The 17,678-nt window shown below is 65.6% G+C and carries 16 protein-coding genes and 1 pseudogene; 5 read left to right on the forward strand and 12 right to left on the reverse strand.

Annotation, left to right across the window (positions count from 1 at the left end; translation table 11 throughout):
• Nucleotides 1-15 precede the first annotated feature (15 nt).
• On the reverse strand, nucleotides 16-1,377 hold the full coding sequence (pcaB, locus tag AC066S_RS08660; RefSeq protein WP_478269422.1) for a 3-carboxy-cis,cis-muconate cycloisomerase: 1,362 nt from the start codon (nucleotides 1,375-1,377) through the stop codon (nucleotides 16-18).
• A gap of 92 nt (nucleotides 1,378-1,469) precedes the next feature.
• On the opposite strand from pcaB, the pseudogene AC066S_RS08665 reads away from it, so the two are divergent.
• A pseudogene (locus AC066S_RS08665) lies at nucleotides 1,470-1,686 on the forward strand (hypothetical protein); the annotation flags it as partial.
• A gap of 60 nt (nucleotides 1,687-1,746) precedes the next feature.
• On the opposite strand, the gene AC066S_RS08670 reads toward AC066S_RS08665, so the two are convergent.
• From AC066S_RS08670 to AC066S_RS08685, 4 genes are all read right to left on the reverse strand, one after another.
• Entirely contained in the window at nucleotides 1,747-2,475 is a 729-nt protein-coding gene (locus AC066S_RS08670) for a hypothetical protein (protein WP_478269423.1), read from the reverse strand.
• A gap of 86 nt (nucleotides 2,476-2,561) precedes the next feature.
• Nucleotides 2,562-3,281, reverse strand: coding sequence for a hypothetical protein (locus AC066S_RS08675; protein WP_167767764.1), 720 nt, complete (start codon nucleotides 3,279-3,281; stop codon nucleotides 2,562-2,564).
• A gap of 145 nt (nucleotides 3,282-3,426) precedes the next feature.
• The gene (locus AC066S_RS08680) at nucleotides 3,427-3,675 is read right to left on the reverse strand and encodes a hypothetical protein (RefSeq protein WP_126259583.1); all 249 of its coding nucleotides are present in this window, start codon (nucleotides 3,673-3,675) and stop codon (nucleotides 3,427-3,429) included.
• A gap of 139 nt (nucleotides 3,676-3,814) precedes the next feature.
• Entirely contained in the window at nucleotides 3,815-4,789 is a 975-nt protein-coding gene (locus AC066S_RS08685) for an NAD(P)H-dependent flavin oxidoreductase (RefSeq protein ID WP_135171332.1), read from the reverse strand.
• Between the two features lie 123 nt (nucleotides 4,790-4,912).
• Here AC066S_RS08685 and AC066S_RS08690 point away from each other — a divergent pair, with 123 nt between their 5' ends.
• Complete coding sequence (locus tag AC066S_RS08690) at nucleotides 4,913-6,475, forward strand: AMP-binding protein (RefSeq protein WP_478269424.1); 1,563 nt, start codon at nucleotides 4,913-4,915, stop codon at nucleotides 6,473-6,475.
• 341 nt (nucleotides 6,476-6,816) lie between these two features.
• Here the strand turns inward: AC066S_RS08690 and AC066S_RS08695 are convergent, their stop codons facing one another.
• The 7 genes from AC066S_RS08695 to AC066S_RS08725 form a co-directional block, all read right to left on the reverse strand.
• Nucleotides 6,817-7,590 (reverse strand): thioesterase family protein, encoded by a 774-nt coding sequence (locus AC066S_RS08695; RefSeq protein ID WP_478269425.1) that lies wholly within the window; start codon nucleotides 7,588-7,590, stop codon nucleotides 6,817-6,819.
• 145 nt (nucleotides 7,591-7,735) lie between these two features.
• Nucleotides 7,736-8,704 (reverse strand): NAD(P)H-dependent flavin oxidoreductase, encoded by a 969-nt coding sequence (locus AC066S_RS08700; RefSeq protein WP_126259579.1) that lies wholly within the window; start codon nucleotides 8,702-8,704, stop codon nucleotides 7,736-7,738.
• Between the two features lie 266 nt (nucleotides 8,705-8,970).
• Nucleotides 8,971-10,371: an aspartate ammonia-lyase gene (locus AC066S_RS08705; protein ID WP_478269426.1), complete on the reverse strand. Its 1,401-nt coding sequence runs from the start codon at nucleotides 10,369-10,371 to the stop codon at nucleotides 8,971-8,973.
• Nucleotides 10,372-10,502: 131 nt separating this feature from the next.
• On the reverse strand, nucleotides 10,503-11,042 hold the full coding sequence (locus AC066S_RS08710; RefSeq protein WP_478269427.1) for a hypothetical protein: 540 nt from the start codon (nucleotides 11,040-11,042) through the stop codon (nucleotides 10,503-10,505).
• A 47-nt stretch (nucleotides 11,043-11,089) separates the two neighbouring features.
• Nucleotides 11,090-11,692, reverse strand: coding sequence for a YqaA family protein (locus tag AC066S_RS08715; protein ID WP_205680526.1), 603 nt, complete (start codon nucleotides 11,690-11,692; stop codon nucleotides 11,090-11,092).
• 45 nt (nucleotides 11,693-11,737) lie between these two features.
• The gene (hisE, locus tag AC066S_RS08720; protein WP_126259576.1) at nucleotides 11,738-12,142 is read right to left on the reverse strand and encodes a phosphoribosyl-ATP diphosphatase; all 405 of its coding nucleotides are present in this window, start codon (nucleotides 12,140-12,142) and stop codon (nucleotides 11,738-11,740) included.
• Nucleotides 12,143-12,260: 118 nt separating this feature from the next.
• Nucleotides 12,261-12,620 carry a hypothetical protein gene (locus AC066S_RS08725; RefSeq protein WP_126259575.1) on the reverse strand — a complete coding sequence of 120 codons (360 nt, stop codon included), beginning with the start codon at nucleotides 12,618-12,620 and terminating at the stop codon, nucleotides 12,261-12,263.
• Nucleotides 12,621-12,848: 228 nt separating this feature from the next.
• Between AC066S_RS08725 and AC066S_RS08730 the strand changes: the two genes are divergently transcribed.
• From AC066S_RS08730 to AC066S_RS08740, 3 genes are all read left to right on the forward strand, one after another.
• On the forward strand, nucleotides 12,849-13,901 hold the full coding sequence (locus AC066S_RS08730; protein WP_478269428.1) for an ABC transporter substrate-binding protein: 1,053 nt from the start codon (nucleotides 12,849-12,851) through the stop codon (nucleotides 13,899-13,901).
• Nucleotides 13,902-13,986: 85 nt separating this feature from the next.
• Entirely contained in the window at nucleotides 13,987-15,783 is a 1,797-nt protein-coding gene (locus AC066S_RS08735; protein WP_478269429.1) for a glucan ABC transporter ATP-binding protein/ permease, read from the forward strand.
• 189 nt (nucleotides 15,784-15,972) lie between these two features.
• Nucleotides 15,973-17,511 carry a D-alanyl-D-alanine carboxypeptidase family protein gene (locus tag AC066S_RS08740; RefSeq protein WP_478269430.1) on the forward strand — a complete coding sequence of 513 codons (1,539 nt, stop codon included), beginning with the start codon at nucleotides 15,973-15,975 and terminating at the stop codon, nucleotides 17,509-17,511.
• Nucleotides 17,512-17,678: the final 167 nt, after the last annotated feature.

The following is a 17,678-nucleotide window of genomic DNA, read 5'->3' on the forward strand; positions in this document are numbered from 1 at the left end:
CACGCATATTGGTTTTCAACGCGTTGCCGATTTCAGCACCCGGTCAACCATGGCGGGCGCGAGTCCGAGGTAATTTTTCGGTGAGGTGAGCGCCTCGATTGTGACACGGTCGATACGGCTCGATACGCGGGAGTCGGAGGACAGCGCATCCGCCAGGCTCAAGCCTTTGTCGTTGGCGAGCCGGCAAGCGTCATAAACCACGTCATGGGCCTCTTGCCGGCCGAGCTGCGGCGCGAGCCCCATCATGACCGCTTCGGCCACGATCAGGCCGCGGCTGATCGCAAGATTGTCGTTCATCTTCGCCTCGTCCACGATGAGGCCCGCAAGTGCAAACTTCGCCTGATGCAGCGCGCCGGCGGTCAGCACGAAGCTTTCGGGGATGGCCATCCATTCGGCGTGCCAGGGACCCGTGGCGCGCTCGAAATCCTGCACCATGGCGTCGAGCATCAGGCCGGCGTGCTGGCGCACCGCCTTGGACGCCGCCAGCATCAGCTCCGACGAGATCGGATTGCGCTTCTGCGGCATGGTCGAGGAGGCGCCGCGCCCCTTGACGAACGGCTCGTAGACTTCGCCAAACTCGGTCGAGGCCATGATCATGATGTCGAGCGCGATCTTGCCGAGCGAGCCGGTGACGAGCGCAAGGAAGTTCACCGCCTCGGCAAATCCGTCGCGCGCGACGTGCCAGGTCGAGACGGGAACGCCGAGCTTCAGCTCGGCGCAGAGTGCCTCCTGCACTTCGAATCCCTTGTTGCCGAGCGAGGCCAGCGTGCCGGCGGCGCCGGCGAACTGACCGACCAGCACGCGCGGCTTCAGCTGCGCCAGCCGCTCGGCGTGGCGATCGAACATGGCGAGCCAGATCGCGGTCTTGTAGCCGAAGGTCACCGGGAGTGCCTGCTGGAGGTGGGTGCGGCCGGCCATCGGCGTGTCGCGATGGCGTCTCGAGAGGTTCGCCAGGATGCCGCGGAGCTCGTCGATGTCGCGCGCCACGATCTCGAGCGCAGCGCGGAGCTGCAGCACCACGGCGGTGTCCATGATGTCCTGGGTGGTCGCGCCCCAATGCACGTAGCGGCCGGCCTCGCCGCACTGCTTCACCATCTGGTGCACCAAGGGGAGGATCGGATAGCCGACGATGTCGGTCTCCTGCCTGAGCAGATCGAAATCGAGCGCGGCGACGTCGGTCCGCGCCGCGATCGCCTCGGCCGCCTGCTGCGGGATCACGCCACAGCTGGCTTCCGCCTTCGCCAGCGCCACCTCGACCTCGGCATAGCGCGCCACCAGCGCGACGTCGGAGAACACCTCGCGCATCTCAGGCGTGCCGAAGGCGTCGCGGAACAGCATCGAATCGAGCACGGTGGTGGAAGCGCTGAAGGCAGGCATGGGCGTTTCTTCGTGGTTGGCGTTTGTGTGGGAGGTAGCTTACGGAGGCGGCGCAGCTTGCGCAAAGCACATTCGCAGTTTCGCCGGAATAGCTGCGGCAACGCGGCGATTTCGTCGGCGCGCACCGCGTGCTGACGGCTGCCGCCGGGATGTCAGGAGACACGGCGCTCGCGGCGTCCGCCCTGGACGGTCTACGCCGCGCTCAGCCCCGGGGTCTCACTCGCCTGGATCACGCGCGAGCTGCCGGTGCTGCGGGACGAGGATCGAGCGCATTACCTGGAAGGATTGTGGCACGCGGGAATGAAGTGACGGCGGCTCGACAATGACGCCGCGTCTTCTTCGCCGGCAGCGGTGATCGCGGGCTCAGCGCTAATCGTCCTCGGGCCCGAACAGCCTGATCTGCGGGAAGCCGCCGCGCGGCCGGCCGGCGTAGTCGCGCGCATCGGAATCTTCGCGGATGTTGCGCGCGACGTCGTCCCAATCGGTGCGGTCGCGCATGCCGCGCGGCTCGCGGCCCTCGTAGTAATGGCGGCGCTCGGCCCAGCGTTCGCGCCGCTCGATCCGACGCCGCTCGGACGCAGCGCGCCTCACGTCGAAATCCTTCGCCTTGGCATAGGCGTTGTCGAGTGAAGAGGCCGGATCGACCGATGCTTGCTGCTCGCCGGGTTTTGCGGCCTTCGGCGACGATGCGACGGTTGGCTTGAACTGGTCCTTGGACTGGTCCTTGGGTGGCTCGACCGCGGCCGCCTGTGAAGGCGGCGGTGCCGGCGGTTCGGCAGTCGCCTGAGCGGGCTGGGTGCCAGGCTTTGCGGCCTCAGACTTGCCGGCTTCGGGCTTCAGTTCGGCTTGGGCCGGTGCGGCGATCATCGCGCCAAAGGCTTGCGAGCCGGTGAGGTAATTGACGCGTTCCGAGGGTGCGTTTGTCGCCGCCGGCGCGCTAGCGGATTCGGCACGCTGCGCCATCTTGCTGGTGTCCGGGCCCTGTTTGGACGCGACCGGATTCATGATGTTGCCGGCCACGATCCCGCCGCCCAAACCAATGGCAATGGCTGCGACAATGGTTCCGGCACCGACGAAATAGGCTGTCGAGGCGCGCATTGATCCACTCCCTCTTTGGGGCGAGCAACGCGCGTTGATTGCCGGATGTTCCTGGTACGGAAGCAGTTCCCAAAGGAACTTAAGCGTCAGATCTGCTGCGCGACCTTCTCGAGCCCGATGAGTCGAGCGAGCTTGCGCACTTCCTCTTTCTGATCGTCACGCAGCTGGAACAGCAACGGCATGGCCGCCGACTTCAACTGCTGGACCTCATCGCAATTCGGGTCGATCTGCGCGCTGGGCGGCGCGTTCGGATTGGAGAGCTTGTTCGCCGAGATCTTGCGGACAACGTTGCGCAGCGCGCTCTCGACCGAGGGCCAGTAATATTCCTGCGACGAGGACAGTTTCAGGCGGTCCCTGATCCCCGCAATCTGTGCGTCGGACAGCAGGGTATAATGCTTCTGCGGCTGCGGCTTGGCGACCACCTTCGGCTTGGCGGGGACTTCGACAGCGGGAACCTCCGCCGCGGCGGGCGCTTCGGACACGCCGGGCGCCGCCTTGGGCATCGGGAAATCGGACGGTGTGGCAGCAGCGAAGGCCTGGCGCAGCGGCTCGGTCAGCACGGGCGCCTGCGAAAGCCTGTCGGCGGGCACCAGGACCGGCTCGATCGCGGCCGATGCCAAGGCGAGGGTCGGGACCAGACGGTCGGCCTTGGCGGCGCGGTTGGTTGCGAGCGGCTTGGGCGGAGGCGTCTGCGCGATCATGTCTTCACTGACGCTGGGGACGCTGTCGCGGCCAAGAATGGCGGTGGTCGCGGCGCCGAGGACGAGGAAGCAGGTCAGCACAACGATGGTGATGGCTTTGGACAAACGTCTCTCCGGGAACGGACGCTTCACGAGTTTGTTAGAGATGCCCGGGAAAAGGGCACGAATTATGGCTTGAGTGCGCCTTCGTCGCGACAATCAGGACAATCAGCATGTCTGCAGCGACATTTTGCGTAAAAGGCAAAGGATATCAGGCAGCTGCGGCCAGATCGTAGGCGTCCTGGATGTCCGCGACGATCTCCGAGGCCTCCCAGACCGCGCGCGGCTCGACCGATTGCAGCGCCACCGTCCAGTTGCCGCCCCGGCGGGTGCGGGGGACGCTGACGATGTCGAAGCGAACGTTGCGGCACAGCGGGTGGCGGGCCAGGGCATGAGCGACGCGAACGCGGATTTCGTCCAGCGAAGCCGCCGTCTTGGTGTTGAGATAATCGAAGTCCATCGCCTGTCCCTCTCGGTCCTGATTGGCGGCCGTGAGAGGATTCTTGGCGGGCGATGGTTAATCTGCCGTTAAGTGAGCGGGGCGGAAGAGCGCGGGATTAACCGTGATCGGGACGAGCGGAGCCCGCCTTTCCGCAATTCTACGGGGGGTCGTGCGCCCTCGCCTCACGATATTCGGCCGCCGTCCGCGCAACGAGATCGTCGACCCCGAGCACGTCGGTGACGCCCGAGGTGGAATGCCCCCCGCTCCAGATGTCGCGCCAGCGTTTCGGACGGCTCTCGCGCGCGCCAACGTCGATATCCCTGGCGATGTCGATCGCCCCGCGCGCCGGCAGATCGTCAGGATCAAGCCCGGCGGCCACGATCGACGGCCTCAGCATGCTGGTCTGCAGGCCTGTGAACGCGGTCGTGAGCAGGATGTCGTCGGCGCTGCTGTCGACCAGCATTCGCTTGTGGCGGTCGTCCGCCATGCTCTCGCGCGTCGCGATGAACTTGGTGCCCATATAGGCGAGATCGCAGCCGAGCACTTCGGCCGCATACAGCGCGCGGCCGTCGCTGATGCCGCCCGCGAGCACGATGACGCCGTCATAGAACGCGCGCACCGCGCGGACGAAGGCGAATGGGTTGAGCCAGCCGGTCTGCCCGCCGGCGCCCGCGGTGAGCAGCACCAGTCCGTCGACGCCTGCTTCCGCCGCACGTTCGGCATGGCGGATGGAAGCGACGTCCGCCAGCACCAGCGCGCCGGCATCGTGCAGCGGCTTCACCACGGGCGCAGGCGAGCCGACCGACGTGATGACGATCTCCGGCCTGTGCCGCAGCAGCACCGCGAGATCCTGCTCCAGCCGCGCATTGGAGCGATGCACGATCAGGTTCGGGCAGAGCGGCGCTGCCTTGCGGCCGGTCTGAGCTTCGTGCTGGCACAGCCGCGTCTCGATGGTGGTGAGCCATTCATCGAGCTGGTCCGTGCTGCGGCAATTCGCGGTGGGGAAGCTGCCGATCACGCCGCTCCGGCACGCGGCGACCATGAGCTCGACGCCCGACACCAGGAACATCGGCGCTGCGATCAGCGGCAGAGCGAGACGATCGCCGAAGCGTTGCAGCCGATCTGACGTCACGCAAATCTCCTTGTCACGCATACCTCCTTGCGCGGGCTTTGTGGTTTCCTCCCGCAGTCCGTGTGCTAGCGTCATCGGCAACATTGGCACGTCAGAAGCCGGTGACAAGCAACGAGGAAACATATGTCCGATCCGCTCCACGCATCGTCCCCGACTTGTGCGCAGACGCTACGGGCGCTGTCGCGCTATCCCGGCCGCACCGCCTTCGCCTGGCCCGGCGGATCGTTGAGCTATCAGGGCACCATCGACCTCATCGGACGCATCCAGGGCGTCTTCATGCGTCTCGGCTTGCAGGCGGGCGCGCGCGTCGCCTTCCTCACCGCGAACCGCGCCGACACCTGGTGCGCCGGCGTCGCCGCGCAATTGTCGCGGCTCTGCATCACCTGGCTGCATCCGCTGGGATCGCTGGAGGACCAGCTGTTCCAGCTCGATGATTCCGAAGCCGAGATGCTGGTGGTCGATGCGGCCGCCTTCCGCGACCGCGGTGGCGAGCTTGCGGCGAGAGCGCCGCGGCTGAAGGCGATCTTCACCATGGGCCCGGCCGGTTACGGTGCCGATCTGTTGGCAGCCATCGAGAGCGCGGGACACGCCAGCGCGCGGAACCTCGCCAGCCTCGATGATCTCTCCACGCTGAACTACACTGGCGGCACCACCGGCAAATCCAAGGGCGCGCTGCGCTATCACCGCGAGAATGCCGGAGCCGCGGCCGCGATCCTCGCCGATTTCGAAATCCCCGACGCGGCACGCTACCTCACCGTCGCCCCGATCAGCCATGTGGCCGGCACGAAAGTGCTGCCGACTCTGATGCGCGGCGGCACCGTGCACATGCTCAAAGGTTTCGATCCCGAGGCGGTGCTGACGACGATCGCACGCGAGCGCATCAATTTCACGCTGTTCGTGCCGACCATGATCTACGTGCTGCTCGATCATCCCGTGCTGGACAAGACCGATCTGTCCTCGCTGGAGCTGGTGCTCTACGGGGCGTCGGCGATGTCGCCGAGCCGGCTGGTCGAGGGCATCGAGCGTATCGGACCGGTGTTCTCGCAGCTCTACGGCCAGACCGAATGCTATCCGGTCTCGGTGCTGCGCAAGGCGGATCACGATCCGAAGACGCCGGAGCTGTTCCTGTCCTGCGGCTTTCCGATCGCGGCGTGCGAGGTCAGGATTCTCGACGACAACGACCGGGAGGTGAAGACGGGCGAGGCCGGCGAGATCTGCGTGCGCGCCCCGCATGCGATGGCAGAGTACTGGAGACGGCCCGACATCACCGCCGAGACGCTGAAGAACGGCTGGGTCCACACCGGCGACATCGCGCGCCAGGACGAGCGCGGCTACATCTTCATTCTCGACCGCAAGAAGGACATGATCGTGTCCGGCGGCTTCAACATCTTCCCGCGCGAGGTCGAGGACGTGCTGTCGCAACATGCCGATGTCGCCATGGTCGCGGTCGTCGGCATTCCCGACGAAAAGTGGGGCGAGGCCGTCACCGCCATCGTCGTGCCGCGCGAGGGCGCAAGGCCGGATCCGGACGAGCTGATCAACCTGGTCAAGACGCGAAAAGGCTCGGCGCATGCGCCCAAGCAGATCGAGTTCGTCAAGCAATTGCCGATGACCGGAGTCGGCAAGGTCGACAAGAAGGTGCTGCGCGCAGGCTTCTGGAGCGGCCGGGACCGGATGGTGGGATAAATACCCGGGATTCTACGGGGCCACTGTGTCCCGGACACCACAACGCGGAACGGAGTGGATGGCGGCGCGGCGCACGCAATTGCCGCCGAATCGGGGAATCACCTAGACCGCTGACGGGGCTGGGAAGCGGAGTAAGAGATGAGAGTCGCTTCCCTGGAAAGTGCAGTCGCCGCGATCACGTTGATCACGGCTATCATTGTGGTGCTGTGGGAGATCAAGATCTTCTACGGAATGTGAACTGGCAGGATGCCCCGGTCGAACACGACCTTGCATCCCTTCCGCGGCGGCGGAAGCCTGCCGTTCAATTGGGCGGCCCGAACAGCGACGCTTGCCGTCACGCCTCAGCGCTTCTCGATCACCAGGCTCTGCACCGCGCGGCCGAAATAGCCCTGGCGGTCGGCGAGGCGCGACATTGCAAGCCCGGTGCCGTCGGCGCCGATCCAGGACTCGCCGTCGAGCAGAATCCACTCGCCGACCGGCTGACGCGCGAAGCTCACGGTGAGGTCGGCATTGATGTAGGTCCAGGCGCGGAAGTCGAGCGTCGAGGCGGTGCCGTTGGAGAAATCGGCGGCGACCACGGCGCGCATGGCCTGCGAGATCGCCTCCCCCTCGATCAGCGGATGATCGACGCGAAACCAGATCGCGCCGGCGCCGGCCTGACCGAAGCGGCCGCGCGCGGCACGCATCGAGACCGAACGCACGAACGGGCTGGTGGCGGCGTGACCGTCCTCGGCCAGCGAGTCCTCCGGCGAGGGCAGCGTGACCGGCAGCTCCTCGACATCGTCGGGCAGCGCCAGTGCCTGGCGCCGGATCTTGAGCACGGTCGCGCCGACCACCTGCACGCCATCGGCAAGCAGCTTGATGTTGCAGAGCTGGATCTTGCGGCCCTCGCGCAGGACCTCGGTCGCGATCGTGAGCGGCGCCACCGGCACCGGGCGCATCAGGTCGATGGTGACGCGCGCGATGTCCATCGGAGCCGGCGTCGGAACGCGCTCGGCCGCCCACGTCACCAGCGAAGCCGGCGCCGAGCCGTGCTGCATGCGCCGATCCCAGGGGCCGGCGGCATCCGGGCTGGTGACGACGCTGTCGCCGTCGACGCGGTAGATGGCGGTCATCGTTCAATCAGCCTCGGTTGACGTTCCCCGGATGCTGTGCCGCGCGTAGCGGTGCGCTGCTGATCCGGGGTCCATACGTTGCTGCGTGGGTCCCGGCTCTGCGCAGCAGCGTTGCGCGCTGCAGCGCGTCCGGGACACGAGATCGTCACAACGGCGGATCGATCGCTTCGTCGTATTCCTTCTTGAAGCGCGCGATCAGCTCCGCTGCAGGCAGCACCTTGTCGATGCTGCCGATGCCCTGGCCGCTCCCCCAGATCTCCTTCCAGGCTTTCGGCTTGGCGCGTTCGCCGGAGGCGTCGGTGCCGAAATTCATCTTGGAGGGATCGGAGGTCGGAAGGTTCTCCGGATCCATGCCGGCGGCGAGGATCGAGGGCTTCAAATAATTGCCGTGCACGCCGGTGAAGAGGTTGGAATAGACGATGTCGTCGGCGCTCGAGCCGGCGATCATCTCCTTGTAGCGCTCGACCGCGTTGGCCTCCTTGGTGGCGATGAAGGCCGAGCCGATATAGGCGAAGTCGGCACCGAGGATGCGCGCGGCGCGGATCGCCTGGCCGTTGCCGATCGCGCCCGACAGCGCGATCGGGCCGTCGAACCACTTGCGGGTCTCGGCAACGAAAGCGAGCGGCGAGATGGTGCCGGCATGGCCGCCGGCCCCGGCCGCGACCAGGATCAGGCCGTCGGCGCCCTTCTCGATCGCCTTGTGCGCGAACTTCTGGTTGATCACGTCGTGGAAGACGATGCCGCCCCAACCGTGCACGGCCTGGTTCAGCTCCTCGCGGGCGCCGAGCGAGGAGATGATCATCGGCACCTTGTACTTGGCGCAGAGCTGCATGTCGTGGTCGAGCCGGTTGTTCGACTTGTGCACGATCTGGTTGACCGCAAACGGCGCCGACGGCCGTTCCGGATGCGCGCGGTCATAGGCCGCGAGCTCCTCGGTGATCCGTGCCAGCCATTCGTCGAGCAGCTCCGGCGGCCGCGCGTTCAGCGCCGGAAACGAACCGACCACCCCCGCCTTGCATTGCGCGATCACCAGATCGGGCACCGAGATGATGAAGAGCGGCGAGCCGATCACGGGGATCGACAGGCGCCCTTTGAACAAGGCAGGCATGGACATTGCGAGACGATCCTCTGTTGGCCGGTCAATGGAAGGTTGGGCGCCATACCAACAAGGCAATCTTTCCACTGTCAAGTATTGCGTTTTGACGCCGTCACGGATGCCGCTGCCGCAATTCCAAGCAGCGGAATTCTCAACCCCACATCTCTCCTCCGTCATTGCGAGCGTAGCGAAGCAATCCAGACTGTCTCCGCGGAAGCAGTCCTGGATCGCTTCGTCGCAAGGGCTCCTCGCAATGACGAGGAGAGAACTGTGGTCACTGACAGCTACCCGATCAAATCCGGATTGATCAGCCGCTCGAACGAGAACATCTCGTCCCACTTCTCCTGCGTCAGCAGCTTGCGCTCGACCACCACGATCTGGTGCAGCGACTTGCCGCTCTTGTAGCCCTCGCGCGCGATCTCGGCGCATTGCTTGTAGCCGAGCAGCGGCTTCAGCACCGTGACGATGCCGAGCGAGTTCAGTACCATGTTGCGGGTGTGCTCGTCGTTGGCGGTGATGCCGACGACGCAATTCTCGCGCAGGCTATTGACCGCGCGTTCCATGGTGCGGATCGAGAAGAACAGCGCGAACGAGATCACCGGCTCCATCACGTTGAGCTGGAGCTGGCCCGCCGAGGCCGCGAGCGTCACCGTCGTGTCGAGCCCGATGACGAGGAAGCTGGTCTGGTTGACCACTTCGGGGATCACGGGATTGACCTTGCCGGGCATGATCGAAGAGCCCGGCTGCAGCTGCGGCAGGTTGATCTCGTTGAAGCCGGCGCGCGGGCCGGAGGCGAGCAGGCGGATGTCGTTGCAGATCTTCGTCAGTTTGCTCGCGGTGCGCTTCAGGACGCCCGAGAGCTGCACATAGGCGCCGGTATCCGAGGTCGCCTCGACGAGATCGCCGGCGAGGATGAAGTCGACGCCGGTGAGCGCGCTCAGATGCCGGACCGCGAGCTTGGGATAGCCGACCGCAGCCGTGACGGAGGTGCCGATCGCGGTGGCGCCGAGATTGATCTCGCGCAGCAGCGCACGCGCTTCCGAGATGCGGTCGACCTCCTCACCGATCGTGGTGCCCCAGCCCCGGAATTCCGCGCCGAGCGACATCGGCACGGCATCCTGCAGATGCGTGCGGCCCATCTTCAGAACACGGTCGAACTCGCGCCCCTTGCTGAAGAAAGCTTCCTGGAGCTGGCGCAGCGCGGTCATGTAGCTCTCGAGCCGCAGGATCAGCGCGAGGCGAAAGGCGGTCGGATAGGTGTCGTTGGTCGACTGGCCGTAATTGACGTGGTCGTTGGGACTGACGTGCTGATAGTCGCCCTTGCCGAAGCCGAGCGATTCCAGCGCGAGGTTCGCGATCACCTCGTTGGCGTTCATGTTGGTGGAGGTGCCGGCACCGCCCTGGATGAAGTCGGTGACGAACTGATCCATCATCTCGCCGGCGATGACGCGGTCGCAGCCGAGAATGATCGCGTCCGCGACCCTGGCGTCGATCGCGCCGAGATCGCGATTGGCCATCGCGGCGGCCTTCTTGACGTAACCGAGCGCCTTCACGAAGTAAGGCTCCTGGTTCATCGAAATGCCGGTGATGTGGAAGTTCTCCTTACCCCGGATGGTCTGGACGCCGTAATAGATGTCGTCGGCGATCTCACGCTGTCCGAGGAAGTCCTGCTCCGTACGACTCATGGGCGCTCCTTGTTGCTCGCGCGACGTCCTCTAAAGCATGATCCGGAAAAGTGCGCAGCGGTTTTCCGAAAAGATCATGCTTAAACAACAACCCAAAGCGCGATGATGATTCATCCTAGTCGCATCGCGCTTTAGTTCTGGCACAGCGCGCTGGTCACGAAAGTATCGGTGCGGCAGTCGTCCGGTTTGCGTTGCCGGCCGGGGATCAGAACCTTGGCCGAGCATTTTTCCGCGGAATCGGCATTCAGGCTCTTGCCTTCCTTGTAGCCCTTGCTCTGGCAGAGCTGGTCGGCGGCCTGCTTGCAGTCGGGCGCGCCGTTCGACGAGAGCGGGCAGGCCACGCGCCCCGACACCATGGTCGAGGGCTTGGCCAGCCGTGACAGGTCGTTCATGGTTTCACTGGGGCTTTTGATCGGCGGCAGGATCGAGGGCAGCTTGTCGAACAGCTTGCCCATTTCATTGATCAGCCCGGGATTTTCCTCGCGTGCCGGCGCGGCGGAAGAGGCCGGCGTCGAGGGCGACGGCGCGGCCTGGCCCCCCTGCTGCTGGAGGCCGAGCGATGGCGGTGCAGATTGCGTCCATCCGATGCCGCCGCCACTGAGGAGGAGCAGCAGCGCCGCTGACATCAGCGTCCCGAGCCGCACCGCCGGATTGCCGGATCGAACCATCATGGCGGCAACCGTAGCCGAAGCCGGCCCTGCGGCAAAGCCGCCAGCGCCTAGATCAACTTGACCGCCACCACGAAGCCGAGCACCAGCACGATGGCACCCAGCGCGACCCACAATCCGAGATGCTTCTCGATCCGAACCCGGATCCAGTCGCCATAGCGGTTGAGCAGGATCGCGACGACGAAGAAGCGTCCGCCACGGGCGATAATCGAGCAGAGGATGAACAGGATGATGTTGTAGCCGGCAAAGCCCGAGGTGATGGTGACGAGCTTGTAGGGGATCGGCGTCAGCCCCTTGAGCAGGATGATCACCGCGCCCCATTCCGCATAGGAGGCGCGGAAGGCGTCGACCTTGTCGCCGAGGCCGTAGACCTGGATCAGCCACTGGCCGACCGAGTCGAACAGCAGCGCTCCGATGGCGTAGCCGACGATGCCGCCAAGCACCGACGTAGCGGTGCAGACCGCCGCATAGAGCCAGGCGCGCTGCGGGCGCGCCAGTGACATCGGAATCAGCATCACATCCGGCGGGACCGGAAAGAATGAGCTTTCGGCGAAGGAGACGACACCCATGATCCAGAGCGCGTAGGGCTTGTGGGCGGCGTCGATGCACCAGTCGTAGATACGTTTCAGCATGGCGCCGCGATGAAGCACCATGGGACGGATTTGTCCATGCCGAGATTGAGGCGAATTGTGACGTTTCTAGTGGCGCTTGCGCGCAGCACGCCCCTCGAGCGCGACAATTGGCCGCCTGGCCGCCACGCGCGGTGACGCGACCTTGGGCAGTTTCATTGAGGATTTCGGCAGCTTCTCGGCGATGCCGAGCATATCTTCCCGCCGCGACATCTCGCGCCAGACGTCCTCGGGGCGCACGCCGGCTGAGGCCCAGAGCACGGTGAGATTGTACAAGAGGTCGGCGCTTTCCCGGATCACGGCCTCGGAGTCGCCATTGACGGCATCGATCACGACCTCGATGGCCTCTTCAGCGAGCTTCTTTGCCATTTGCGAGGGCCCGCGCTGAAACAGCCGGGCGGTCCGCGATGTTGCCGGATCAAGATCCCTGGCCGCGAGCACAGCCAGATATAGCCGCTCAAGCGAATCACTCATGGTACTCAAAACTACTCTAAACAAATGGCCGGCGTGTTAACGCTCGGCAATAAAAGCAGAAAACAGGCCGGCGCGGCAAGCGCGCCGGCCTGTTCGCCGATGACGCATGGCCGACCGGTTAATAGCAGCTGTAGCCGGAATAGCCGTGGGCGCAGGGGTTCTTGTAGCCGCCATAGGTGTAGCGTCTGCTCGAGTCGTAATAATAGGGACCATAGCCGGGGCTGCTGTAATAGACCGGGCCGCTGTCGTAATAGTAACCCGGACCCGGATCATAGGCGTAGGCATTGCGGCTGGCTGCGATCGCCAGGCCGGTCGCGGCCAGGCCGAACATCGCAGCAGCGGCGGCGCCGCCACCACCACCGTGCCAATGACGGCCGCCCGCGTAGGAGGCGTTGGGTGCAGCCGCAGTCAGAGCCACCACGGCGGCGGTAGCAAGAACGGCCTTGCGGCCCGCAATCTTGGAGAATCGGTCGAACATGTCTTGGGCCCTCCTTTGGGACCTGGAACGGACGCCTGCGGACAGGCTCATGCCTTTCAAACCCGCATGACCTAAGTTGGGTTCCCCAACCCCAACACAAGCTGAACGGGGTTGCGTAATCGTGACGCAACCGCCGCTCATCCGCCGTTCATGTTGGCGCGCGCACGGTATCGTCGGCCGGCGCTGCAAGCGTCACGAAACCATAACAATGCGGGACCGGCGCAACTGATGTCTCAATTCAAGACGATCGCGCTTCGTTGCCTGCTGGCCCTCTCGATCTCGCTTGCGGCACTGAGTCCACGCGGTGTCGGCGCGGCCGAGACGCCTGCGCCGCCCTCCGTTGCCATTCACTTCACCTTCGACCGCCCGCCCGACGCGAGCATGGCGCCGTTCTTCCTTGCCGCGAAGGACGGCAGGTTCGGCGCCGAGCGTCTCAACGTGTCCTTCGGCAGCGCGACCGGATCGCCGGAGGCACTCGCACGCGTCGCCAAAGGCGACAGCGAGCTTGCGCTCGTCGACATCAACGAGCTGATCCGGTTTCGCGACAAGGAGGATCCGGCGCCGGTCAAGGCGGTGTTCGTGCTGTTCAACCGCGCGCCTTACGCCATCGTGGCGCGCAGGAGCCGCGGCATCCATCTGTTGCCCGATCTCGACGGCAAGACCGTCGGGGTTGCCGAGGGCGATCTGTCGATGCGGCTGTGGCCGGCGCTGGCGCAGCAGAACGGCATCAAGGCATCGCGCGTCAAATTCCACAAGATCGGCGCGGCCGTGCGCGAGCCGATCCTGTCCGCGGGACAGGTCGATGCCGTCGCGGGCTTCAGCCATCTCTCGGCGGTGAACCTGCGCGATCGCGGCGTGCCCGGTGCCGATCTCGTCGTGCTGCGTTATGCCGATTACGGCTGCGAGGCCTATGGCTTCGCCGTGGTGGCCAATGCCGCCTTCGCCGCGGCAAAGCCGGACGCCGTGAAAGGCTTCGTCCGCGCCTTGATCGCCGGCATCGCCGCAACCGTCAAGGAGCCGGCGCGCGCGGCGGACGAGGCCGCGAGCCGCATCGACGGCGGCGACCGCGACCTGGAGCTGGAACGCCTGCGCACCGTCCTTGCCGACGACATCCTGACCGACGAGGTCAAGCGCAACGGGCTCGGCGGTATCGAGCCGCTGCGCCTGCAGCGCTCGATCGAGCAGATCGCGCAGGACTTCAAATTCCGCAAGCGGCCGACCCCCGGCGACATTTTCGACGACCAGTTCCTGCCGCCGGTCGCGGGGCGGCTGATCAATTGAGAAAAACCGGCAGCTTCGGCTATATCTCGCGCGCGATCCCTGCTTAGAATATGAGCTCCGTCATCCGCTCGAGTTCGCCCCCCACATGTCCATCCTGCGCCTCTATACCCGCGTTCTCGAGTTGCTCGGCAACGAGGCGCGGCTGGGCTGGCTGCTCGCGGTCGCCAATCTCCTGCTGGCGGGCTCGCAATTCGCCGAACCCGTGCTGTTCGGCCGGATCGTCGACGTGCTCTCCGGCAAGACCGTGGCCGGCTCGAACTCGGCCTGGCCGTTCCTGGCCGCCTGGGTCGGGTTCGGGCTTTTCACCATCCTGTGCAGCGCGCTCGTGGCCTTGCAAGCCGACCGGCTCTCGCACCGTCAGCGCCAGGCGGTGCTGACCGACTATTTCGAGCACATCCTGCAACTGCCGTTAACGTTCCACTCCGGCACCCATTCGGGCCGGCTGATGAAAGTGATGCTCAACGGCACCGACGCCTTGTGGCGGCTGTGGCTCGGCTTCTTCCGCGAGCATTTTGCCGCGATCCTCTCGGTCGTGGTGCTGCTGCCACTGTCGCTTTACCTGAACTGGCGCCTCGCGATCTTGCTGTTCGTGCTCTGCATCGTCTTCACGGCGCTGACCACCTTCGTGGTGCGCAGGACGTTCGGCATGCAGATGGAGGTCGAGGAGCACTACAGCGAGCTTTCCGCGCGCGCGTCGGATGCGCTCGGCAACGTCGCGCTGGTGCAGAGCTTCGTGCGCGTCGAATCCGAGGTCAAAGGCCTGCGCTCCGTCGCCGACGAGCTGCTCGCGGCGCAGATGCCGGTGCTGTCCTGGTGGGCGCTGGTGACGGTGATCACCCGCGCCTCCACCACCATCACGGTGCTGGCGATCTTCACCTTCGGCATCGCGCTGCACGACCAGGGGCTGACCTCGGTCGGCGAGATCGTGATGTTCGTGAGCTTCGCGACGATGCTGATCCAGAAGCTCGAGCAGGTCGTGAGCTTCATCAACAACGTGTTCATGGAAGCCCCGCGCCTGCGCGAGTTCTTCAATGTGCTCGACGCCGTGCCCGCGGTGCGCGACCGCTCCGACGCGATCGACGCCGGCAGGCTGTCCGGCCTCGTCGAGTTCAACGACGTCACCTTCTCCTATGACGGCAAGCGGCCGGCGATCGAGGATCTCACCTTCACCGCGCTGCCCGGCCAGACCATCGCGCTGGTCGGCCCGACCGGCGCCGGCAAATCGACCGCGATCGCGCTCTTGCATCGCGCCTTCGACCCGCAATCCGGCGTCATCAAGATCGACGGCATGGACGTGCGCGGCGTGACGCTGACCTCGCTGCGGCGGAACATCGGCGTCGTGTTCCAGGAGGCGCTGCTGTTCAACCGGTCGATCGCGGACAATCTGCGCGTCGGCAAGCCGGACGCGACCGAGGCCGAGATGCGCCAGGCGGCGGCGCGCGCCCAGGCGCTCGAATTCATCGAGCGCAGCGGCGGTTTCGAGACCAATGCCGGCGAGCGCGGCCGCATGCTGTCCGGCGGCGAGCGGCAGCGCCTGTCGATCGCCCGCGCGCTACTGAAGGACCCGCCGATCCTGATCCTGGACGAAGCGACCTCCGCGCTCGACGCCATCACCGAGGCCAAGTTGAATACCGCTCTCGACGAAGTGATGAAGGGCCGCACCACCTTCGTGATCGCCCATCGCCTTTCTACCATCCGCAACGCCACGCGGATCCTGGTGTTCGAGAACGGCCGGGTGATCGAAAGTGGAACTTTCGATGAACTGGTGGCCAAAGGCGGCCATTTTGCCGAGCTCGCCCGGGCTCAATTCATGGTGCAGGAAAACGCACGGGCCAGCGTGACGGCCTCTGAGGCTGCCGCGACGGCAGCCAAATCCCCCTAGCAAGTCCCCACGGCGCCGTCGAAATTCGGCCTATTTCATTGCGGAATACCGCACCCAGCCCCCTATTCTCGACGCATCAGCCGGTATAGGTTTGCGGCGCCGCAAGCGGCGGCGCTGGATTTTCAGAACCGACAATCAGATCACGAGAACCCCGGGAACCGGCGGATCTCCAAGGACCGGAATCGGATAGTGCACGCCCTACGCCCGCTGCTTCGCAAATCCTTGTTCAACCTGGTCGCTGCGAGTGTCGCATGCGCCGCGCTGCTGGCGCCGCGCGCGGCGAGCGCCGAAGCGCTGCTGCTGATCGAGGCCGACAGCGGCAAGGTGCTGCAGGCGGATAACGCCACCATTCCCTGGTATCCGGCCTCCGTCACCAAGATCATGACCGCCTATGTGACGCTGAAGGCGGTCAAGGATGGCAGACTGACGCTCGACACGCTGCTCACGGTTTCGCCGGTCGCGGCCTCGCAATCGCCTTCGAAGATGGGGTTCCGCCCGGGAACGCAGCTCACCGTCGACAACGCGCTGAAGATGATGATGGTCAAGTCGGCGAACGACATGGCCGTGGTGCTGGCCGAAGGCGTCGGCGGTTCGATCGACGGCTTCTCCGCGATAATGAACAATACCGCGAAGAGGCTCGGCATGACGCAGACCAGCTACGTCAATCCGAACGGCCTGCCCGCCGACGGCCAGATCACGTCGGCGCGCGACCTCGGCATCCTCGCGCGCGCGTTCCTGCGCGACCTGCCGGAATACGAATATTTCGTGCACATCCCGGCGATCCGCTTCGGCAAGCGCATCACCGGTAATTTCAACAAGCTGATCGGCCGCTATCCCGGCGCCGACGGTTTCAAGACCGGCTTCATCTGCGCCTCCGGCTACAATCTCGTCGCCTCGGCCACGCGCAACGGCCGCCGGCTGATCGCGGTGGTGCTGGGCGCAGGCTCCGGCACGGCGCGCGCGGTGAAGGCGGCACAGCTGCTGGAGCGCGGTTTTGCCCAGGACAATCTCACCTGGCTGCGTCCCTCGCTCGGCACGGTCGATAACCTCGTGCCGGTCGACGCCTCGCCGCCGAACCTGCGTGACGAGATGTGCGGGCCCCACCGCAAGCGGCCGGCCAGCGACGACGACGATGCGCTGATTGCCGCCAATGGCGGCGCATCAGGATCGGCCGCGGCCACCGGCGGCGAAGCCCAGGTGACCTTCTTCACCGCCGGCCTGCAGCCGCCCCTGATGAAGGCCTCCGAGCTGATGGCCTCGGCGGCGGCGCCGACCGAGCCTGTGCTGGTCTATACCGGCCCGACCCGCACCGGCACCGCCCTGATCGCGGCGGTCGCGGCCGATGCCGACCAGCAGGCGGCGTCCTCCAAGCCGCGTGGCAAGAAGTCGCGCGTGGCCAAGAAGCCGGATGCGGCCGACAAGCCGAAAGACGCCGGCAAGGACGCCAGCAAGGACACCAAGACCGCAGCGGTGAAGCCGGATGCCAAGCCGGCTGGGGTCAAGAACAATGGCAAGAGCGACGGCAAGACCGACGCAAAGAGCGACACCAAGAGCGATCCCAAGAGCGATCCCAAGATTGCGGCGAAGCCGGCAGCGCCCAAGCATGCTGCCGCCAAGCCTGATGCGGCGGCTAAACCCGCCGAGAAGCCTGCGGCCAGCGGCGATCAGAAGCCCGCCAAGCCCAAGGCCGCGACCAAGCCCGCGGCCAAGCCGGCCAACAACAGTTAACGGCGCACCCCGGGCCGATCCGGCCCGGCTTCGCACCTGCGGCAGCCGTTCGCGACGATTCCGGTAGCCACCTTCCGACCTTTGCCCTAAGCGTCGACGGCTTGCCAGCGGTTCAGGCAGGCTCGATACTGGCGGTAATGAGGCAAGCCCGAGACACAACGGGCTCT

It is taken from the genome of Bradyrhizobium sp. CFUWI, from assembly GCF_056429085.1.